This is a genomic window from Streptomyces sp. ADMS (assembly GCF_033441795.1).
In the GTDB taxonomy this organism is placed as follows: Bacteria; Actinomycetota; Actinomycetes; order Streptomycetales; family Streptomycetaceae; genus Streptomyces.
Genome location: NZ_JAVFVX010000102.1, coordinates 19,455 through 27,089, shown reverse-complemented (window position 1 = coordinate 27,089; position 7,635 = coordinate 19,455). Strand labels below are relative to the sequence as shown.

6 protein-coding genes and 1 pseudogene are annotated in these 7,635 nt (G+C 70.0%); 2 read left to right on the top strand and 5 right to left on the bottom strand.

Features of this window, described 5'->3' with window-relative positions:
* Nucleotides 1-442: 442 nt before the first annotated feature.
* The 5 genes from RB628_RS31820 to RB628_RS31800 are packed head-to-tail and all read right to left on the bottom strand — an operon-like array spanning nt 443 to nt 6,279.
* A complete protein-coding gene (locus RB628_RS31820; RefSeq protein ID WP_318324066.1) occupies nt 443-592 on the bottom strand; it encodes a hypothetical protein in 150 nt (49 codons plus the stop codon).
* Nucleotides 589-2,604, bottom strand: coding sequence for an acetoacetate--CoA ligase (locus RB628_RS31815; RefSeq protein ID WP_318324064.1), 2,016 nt, complete (start codon nt 2,602-2,604; stop codon nt 589-591). Before RB628_RS31815 ends, RB628_RS31820 begins: the two co-directional genes overlap by 4 nt.
* The gene (locus RB628_RS31810) at nt 2,601-4,202 is read right to left on the bottom strand and encodes a bifunctional 3-(3-hydroxy-phenyl)propionate/3-hydroxycinnamic acid hydroxylase (RefSeq protein WP_318324062.1); all 1,602 of its coding nucleotides are present in this window, start codon (nt 4,200-4,202) and stop codon (nt 2,601-2,603) included. Before RB628_RS31810 ends, RB628_RS31815 begins: the two co-directional genes overlap by 4 nt.
* Entirely contained in the window at nt 4,199-5,137 is a 939-nt protein-coding gene (locus RB628_RS31805) for a fumarylacetoacetate hydrolase family protein (protein WP_318324060.1), read from the bottom strand. Before RB628_RS31805 ends, RB628_RS31810 begins: the two co-directional genes overlap by 4 nt.
* Nucleotides 5,134-6,279, bottom strand: a complete 1,146-nt coding sequence (locus RB628_RS31800; protein ID WP_318324059.1) for a VOC family protein — start codon at nt 6,277-6,279, stop codon at nt 5,134-5,136. Before RB628_RS31800 ends, RB628_RS31805 begins: the two co-directional genes overlap by 4 nt.
* A gap of 136 nt (nt 6,280-6,415) precedes the next feature.
* Between RB628_RS31800 and RB628_RS31795 the strand changes: the two genes are divergently transcribed.
* Both RB628_RS31795 and RB628_RS31790 read left to right on the top strand, forming a co-directional pair.
* On the top strand, nt 6,416-7,057 hold the full coding sequence (locus RB628_RS31795) for a TetR/AcrR family transcriptional regulator (protein ID WP_318324058.1): 642 nt from the start codon (nt 6,416-6,418) through the stop codon (nt 7,055-7,057).
* A 134-nt stretch (nt 7,058-7,191) separates the two neighbouring features.
* A pseudogene (locus RB628_RS31790) lies at nt 7,192-7,563 on the top strand (transposase); the annotation flags it as partial.
* Between the last annotated feature and the right edge of the window lie 72 nt (nt 7,564-7,635).

Below are 7,635 nucleotides of genomic sequence, written 5' to 3'. Positions count from 1 at the left end.
CCCCGACCGGCCACACCATACGAATCAACGACCCGCGAAGTACGGGTCTAGGTGTCACCCGGCTCGACACGGCCGAACGCCCTTCGGGGTATGCCCAAGTCAGCAGGGCGTACCCATCGGCCACGCTGCCGTCCACGGTGGCGGGTCCACCGGACAAGGGAAGAGGGTCTGCGACCCCTGGGTGGGACCGACGGCCCCGACCCGAAAGCGGTCGTCCAGAGGTGGCCCGGCGTGCGCACGGCCGAGTGCGGGGGCCGTGCCCCTGCCCGTACAGGGCACCTCGTCGGCGCATGCCACCACCCGGGTTGACGAGCAGGCGCAGCTCGTACCTGGGCGGTGGCAGTGCGGACGGTGGCGCTGTCGTCATTCCCGTGCGCTCGTCGCCGAGGCCAGCCGGGGGAATACCTGTACGGTCCATCGCGGCCAGCGCCGCCTCGGGGCTTCAGCCGGGAATGGCGGGCATCCCGTCGGGCTGTCCGTGGCCGGCCGCTTCCATCGCGGCACGCAGCCGTGGGGTGATGTAGTGGGCATGAACGTCGATGGCCCCGGCCAGCGGTGGCGGTGAGGGCACGGTGGCGGTCGGTGGTGTCATGCGCTGCTCCTCGCATCCCGGCGTTCGGCGCCAAGACGAGCGAAATACGCGAGGAGGTCGGGGTTGTCGACGGCTGCGGGGTTGACGACCTGTCCGGCGGGGGTGCCTTGGAGGAGGCGTTTGACGGGGACTTCGATTTTCTTGCCGGTACGGGTGTGGGGGATGCCCGGGACTTCGAGGATCTCGTCGGGGACATGACGGGGCGAGGCGCCGGTGCGGATGGCGTCTCGGATTCTGTCCTGCAGGGCGTCGTCCAGTTCCACGCCGGCCGCGAGGACCACGAACAGGGGCATCCAGTAGCCGCCGTTGGGTTCCTCGGTGCCGATGACCAGGGCCTCGGTGATCTCCGGGAGGCGTTCGACGACGTCGTGGATGTCGGCGCTGCCGAAACGTACGCCGTTGCGGTTGAGGGTGGAGTCGGAGCGGCCGTGCACGATCACCGAGCCGTGTCCCGTGACTGTGATCCAGTCGCCGTGCCGCCACACGCCGGGGTAGGCGTTGAAGTAGGCATCCCGGTAGCGGCTGCCGTCGGGATCGTTCCAGAAGTACAGCGGCATGGAAGGCATGGGGCGGGTGACGACCAGCTCACCGACCTGGTCGACCACCGGGCGGTCCTCGGCGTCGTACGCGGCCAGGGCGACCCCCAGGTTCGGGGCGGACAGCTCGCCCGCCCAGACGGAGGTGGTGGGGGCGCTGCCGGCGAAGCCGGAGGCGACATCCGTGCCGCCGGTGGTGGAGGCGAGCTGGACGTGTTCGCCCACGTGGTCGCGGACCCAGGGGTAGGCGGAGGCGGGGAGTGTGGAGCCGGTGCAGCCGAGGGTGCGGATGGACGACAGGTCGTGGGCGGAGGGGTCGATGCGGAACTTGGCCATGCCCAGGAGGTATTGGGGGCTGGTGCCGAAGAGGGTGACGTGGTGCCGTGCGGCCAGTTCCCACAGGATGTCGGGGCGGGTGAGCGGTGCCGGGCTGCCGTCGTACGTGCAGGTCGCTGCTCCGGTCAGGAGCGTGGAGACGGCCAGGTTCCACATCATCCAGTGGGTGGTGGTGTACCAGAGGAGGCGGTCGCCGGGCCCCAGGTCGGAGTGCAGGCCCAGGGTCTTGAGGTGTTCGAGCAGGACTCCGCCATGACCGTGGACGATGCCCTTGGGCAGGCCGGTGGTGCCGGAGGAGAACAAGATCCACAGCGGGTGGTCGAACGGCACCGGGGTGCAGGTGAGTTGCTCGGTACGGGTGGACGCGTCCTCCCAGTTGAGTGTGACCGCCGGGTAGTTGCCCGTGGGCCAGGGCATGCCCACATGGTCCACCAGCACGGTCGCCTTCAGCGTCGGCAAAGACTGGGCCAACTCCATTACGGCCGCACGGCGGTCGTGGGTGGCGCCGTTGAAGAGGTAGCCGTCGGCCGCGATCAGGATCGTGGGCTCCAGCTGGGCGAAGCGGTCGGCGGCGGCCTGGGGAGCGTAGTCCTGGCCGCACACCGACCAGACGGCACCGAGGCTGGCGGCGGCGAGGAAGGCGACGATGGCGTGCGGGGTGTTGGGGAGATAGCCGACGACCCGGTCGCCCTGGCCGACACCCAGGTCGCGCAGCGTGGCGGCGACGGAGGCGACCTGGGCGCGCAACTGCTCGCCGGACACCTCGTGGTCGGCGCCGGTCTCATCCAGCGCGATGATCGCGGGCCGGTCGCCGCTGAGGTGGCGCAGGGCGTGGTGGGCGTAGTTGAGGGTGGCTCCGGTGAACCAGCGGGCGCCGGGCATCTTCTCCTCGGCCAGCACCTGCTCGTACGGCGTGGCGGCGTCGATGTCGAAGTACTCCCACACCGCGCTCCAGAACCCTTCGAGGTCGGTGACGGACCAGCGGTGCAGGGCGGCGTAGTCGGTGTGGTCGTAGGCGGCCTGGACGCCCCGGTGCCGGGTGACCCAACGACCGAAGTCCGCGATACGGCTGGTGGTGGTGGCCTCCGGGTCAAAGTTCCAGAAGGGCTTCCCGGGCGGGGTGAGCTGTGCACCGGTCATCGTGAAGTGCTCCTCGACAGGGGTGTGGTGGCGAGCGGTTCGGTGGGGGAGTGGAGCCGGGTGGTGCACAGCAGAGGCGCCCAGGCGGCGGCGTCCGTGAAGTGGTCGGCGCCCGCCGGGACGACGTCCAGCACGACGCGGTCGGGGCGCAGCAGGGCGGCGTCGGCCCGGCCGCCGCGCAGCCAGGCGGAAAGGGTGTGGTCGTCGCCGAGGCCGTCCGCGCTGATGATCCGTGCGCCGATCGCCTCGGCGACGGCTCGCAGCCAGGGTGCGGCGGGAACGGCACTCAGGACGGCGAAGGAGTCGCCGAGCAGGTCGTCGAGGCGGATCCGTCCGGCGTCGACGCTCACCCAGGGCTGCGGACAGGACGTGCCCGCCAGTTCCCGTCCGCCCAGGCGGGCGGGACGTCGTATCAGGGTGCTCCTGCTCAGGGCTGGGCTGAGGTCGCGGCAGGCCGCCTCTCGCACGGCGGGTATCCGGGAGGCCGTGCTCGCGAGGCTCCGGCGCAGCGCGACGGCACGGCCGTGGCCGCCGGTCATGGCCCAGCCCATCGCGACGGCGAGGCGGATCATGTGTCGGGCGTGCGGCTTGCGTTCCTCCTCGTAGGAGTCCAACAGGCTTTCTTCGGCGCCCTGTTGCAGGACGCGGCCTATTTTCCACGTGAGGTTGTACGCGTCGCGCATTCCCGCGCCCAGGCCCTGGCCGATGAAGGGCGGGGTGAGGTGGGCGGCGTCGCCGAGCAGGAAGACATGCCCTCGGCGCCAGCGGTCGGCGACACGAGCCCGGAAGGTGTATTCAGCCTGCCGGATCACTTCGACGTCACCGTCGTACGACGCCTCCAGCCATGGGGCGATCAGCTCCCGTACACGTCGGGCATCCAGTTCTTCCCCGTCCCGCAGGCGGAACTCCCAGCGGTAGCGGTCCTCACCGATCCGCATGAACGTCGCGGCTCGGGCGGGGTCGCAGACCTGCTCGACGCCCTCCCAGGACCGGACGGGGAGGTGCGTGCGGACATCGATGACGGTCCAGCACTCCTCGAAACGCAGGTCCTCCCAGACGGCGCCGATGACCTCGCGGGTGAAACTGCCGGCCCCGTCGCAGCCGAGGATGAGGTCCGCCTCCAGGTACTCAGGACTCTCCGTGCCGTCACGGCGGAAGGTCACCCGGACGGGACCGTCGTCGCTCTGGTCGATGCCGACCACATCCACGCCACCCCGCAGTTCGCACTCGGGCCGCCGGGTGAGGGCTTCGCGCAGCAGCCTCTCCAGCTCCGGCTGGTCGAACATGCTGGTCTGCGGGAAGCCGTGGCGTCCGTGTCCGGAGCGCCGGAACTCACCGATCACCCGGTGCCGTGCGTCGAGCAGCCGCAGGCCCCTGGCCGGGCGGGCGCGAGCGGCGAACTCCTCGCTGACGCCGGCGGCTTGCAGGATCCGCCGGACCTCGTCGTCCATGGCGACGGCGCGCGGCAGCGGGTAGACGTCCTGGTGACGTTCGAGGACTACGGTCCGCACACCGCGGCGGGCGAGCAGGAGTGCCGCTGTCACGCCCACCGGCCCCGCACCGATGACGACCACGGGCACCTGGGAGACGGCGCTCACCGTGCGTCCGTGACGGGGGTGCGCTGTTCACCGAGGTCGATCCGGTGGTCGTCCGTGGCGATGGTGGCGGTGATGACGTCGCCCTCGTGAAGATAGTGGGGGTTGCGGGCCTGGCTGTTGAAGAACGCCTTCCACTTCAGGGCGGGCGGCAGCAGCGCGCCGATCTTCTCGACCGGTTTCGGCGGTGCCTTCAGGGCCGTGCCGCCAGGGGTGCCGGTGAGCAGCAGGTCGCCGGGGTCGAGGTTCTGGAAGCGGGCCAGCAGCGTCAGTGCCTGCGCAGGCCGGACGATCATGTCGGCCAGGGTCCGGTCCTGGCGCGGGCTGCCGTTGACCGACAGCCTCAGCCGCAGGTTGAGGAGGTGAGGGAAGTCCTCCGGCTCGAGCAGCGCCAGGTACGGTCCGGTCGGCGTGAAGGTGGGGTACGACTTGCTCTCGTAGAACTGGCCCTTGGTCAACTGCACGTCGCGGGCGCTGACGTCGTTGGTGAGGACCAGCCCGGCGACGTACGAGGGCAGGTCGGGCTCGGCGATCACCGTGCCCACCGGCAGGGGCGCGCCCATGACCAGGCCGAGTTCGACCTCGTAGTCGAGGAACCGCACGTGCGCGGGCTTGACGACAGTGTCGCGCGGGCCGCTGACGGAGCCGGAGGCCTTTCGGAAGAAGGTGGGCGGGATCTCACCAGCAAAGCCCGAATCGCGGGCGTGGCTGCGGTAGTTGACCATCTGTGCCACCACCCGGCACGGGGTGGTGACCGGAGACAGCGCGGCCAGATCCGAGACGGGCGTGCCCGTCTCGCCGGAGACGCCGGCCTCCCGTACGGCCTCGCGGTCCGCGAGCAGCTCGGCGGTGGTGACCGCCTTGGTCTCGATGCGGACGGCGCGCTCGTCGCGCACCACCCACCAACCTTCCTCGGTACGCAGAACGTTCGTGCTCATGGGGTCATCGCTTTCAGGAGGCCCAGCACCAGGGCGGGGTCGAGTTCGTTGTCGTCGCGGAGTGCGCGCATCAGATCGCGGACCTTGGTGGGGGACGGATTCGTACCGAGGAACTCGCGGGTGACGGGCGGCCCCCACTGGGCCAGCCCGCTCGCCGACAGGGGAGCCCACCCCGGCTCCGCGTCGGAGGAGAACAGGTCGCCGTCCGCGAAGTGCTCCACCATGAGGCGGTCCGGATCACGCCAGTAGTCGAAGATCTGGCTGCCCTGGATGTGCCGGCCGATGCCCCAGGTGCGCTGGTAGCCGCACTCGGCCAGATACTCCCCGCCCGCGGCGATCGCGTCGAGGTCGGTGACCTGGTAGGCGGAGTGGACGTAATGCGCTCCCGGTCCCAGATGCATCGCCAGCGTGTGATGGTCCACGGCGACGCTTCCCTGGTCACAGCGGAAGAACGCCATGACCGGGCCGCGCTCCCGGCGCCCGTCCAGGAAGTGGAAGTCGCTGACGATCATCCCGAGCGTGTCGAGATACCAGTCCATGCTCCGGGTGAACGCCTGGGTCTCCAGCACCACATGCCCCAGCCGCTGGATTCGCGACGGCTCGCGCGGCGGGCGCTGGGTGGCGTTCCTGCGACGGTGATCCCTCCCGAAGTTGAGGAGGAGCGGCCGCTGCCCGGGCAGCTCCGGCAGCTCCTCGGCGCAGTGCACCACCCGCACCGGGAACCCGGAGGGGTCCAGCAGGTCGACCAGCTTGCCGCCTCCAGGGACGTCCGCGTCCCGTACGGCGGTCCCCGTCGCGCGGGCCAGCCGGTCCAGATCGGCCCGTTCGGCCGCGCGGAACGCATGGCCGATGAAACGGGACGTACGCCCCCGGCGGATCACCACGCAGGGAGAGCCGGCGAAGGTCCCGCGCAGCCAGAGCGTCTCCGGCGCACGGGCGGCGACGGAGAACCCGAAGTCACGCGCGAAGACCTCGGCGCGGTCCAGATCGGGCTTCTCGAATTCCACCCAGGCCAGGTCAGCCACCTTGATCACGGGATTCCGGGTGCGCCCGGGGTGCTCGCCGCGCAGGGCTCCCTGCTCACTGTGGAGGTCCTGGTGCGCGGTCCTGACGTCGGCATGGGCGGTATGGGGTTCGGACATGGCGTCCTCCAAGCAACATTGCCGTAATGAGGAAATCATCAAGTCTGTACATCTCATCGTCAATAGTTGGTTCCTGATTAACTGACGAAAAAATCAGAGATGCCGACTTGGTCACGGAGGTTGCTAGACTCCCTCCATGTCCACAGCAGCGCCGGTCGGCAACCGCTTCGAGCGACGTCGTGCGGCGACCCGAAAGGCCCTCGTTCGTGCGGCCCGGCAGATCCTCGCGGAGACCGGTGACACCGGCGTCAGCATCCAGGCCATCGCCGACCGGGCGGACGTGGGATTCGGCTCCTTCTACAACCACTTCGAGTCGAAGACCGAGTTGTTCGACGTCGCGGTCTCGGACGCCCTGGAAGAGTTCGGCCGGGCCATCGACGAGCGACTGCGGGAAACCGACGACCCGGCCGAACTCGTCGCGGCCGGCTTCCGCCTCACCGCCCGGATGGCCGACTCGCACCCGGATCTGATGCGGATCCTGCGCCACCGCGGCCTCGCGCACATCCACTCCGACAAGGGCAGTGCCCCGCGCGCGCGACGCGACCTGGAGCGGGGCATCGCCATCGGCCGCTTCACTTCTATCGACCCGACCATCGCCCTGTCCGCCGTGGGCGGGACGCTGCTGTCGCTGGTCGAGCTGAGGATTTCCCGCCCGGATCTCGACGGCGCGGAGGCCGCCGCGAGCCTGGCCGAGATGACCTTGCGCATGCTGGGCCTGCCGGAAGGCGAGGCCCGCGAAATCGCCCGGCGCCCCTTGCCCTCCGGTGCCGGCGACTGAAAGCGCCGAGCATCGTGGCGACCCGTTGTTCTGCTCCCGGGTGGTGAGGATGTGAGCCCGTCCCGCATCGATCCGTCAGAGGACCGGCCTGCCGGCCCGTACTTGGGTGAAGTCCGAGTGCGGCCAATCGTCAGGCGCTGGCGCACTTCATCACCTCCGGCTCGTGGGATCCAGCGCATGTGCGGGCCCGGCTGGCCTGGAGTGCGGAGGAGGCGATCGGTCCGAAGGCCTTGAGCGTCGGAGACACCGGCTTCCTCGAAAACGGGGACGTCTCCCCGCTGCCGCCGCTTCCACCGCCGCGCCGACAGGCGGTCCGGTCGAACGGCCGACCGACCCACAACCACGCTGGCCAACAAGTCACTTCAGGAGAGCCGCACCCGACTCACATCGCTCTGGACACGAATGTGGCGGCCGTTCGCCAAGGCTCCACGCCGCCGGAAGAGGTGGCACGACCGGAGAAGCACGTCCGCATCGAGGTAGCCGCCCACGAGGTGCCGGGTCGGTGACGGAGGCTCGGTCACCGGAACAGGCCCGTGCCGCCATGCCAGAATGGATGTGCTGTTCATCCTCCGACGTCG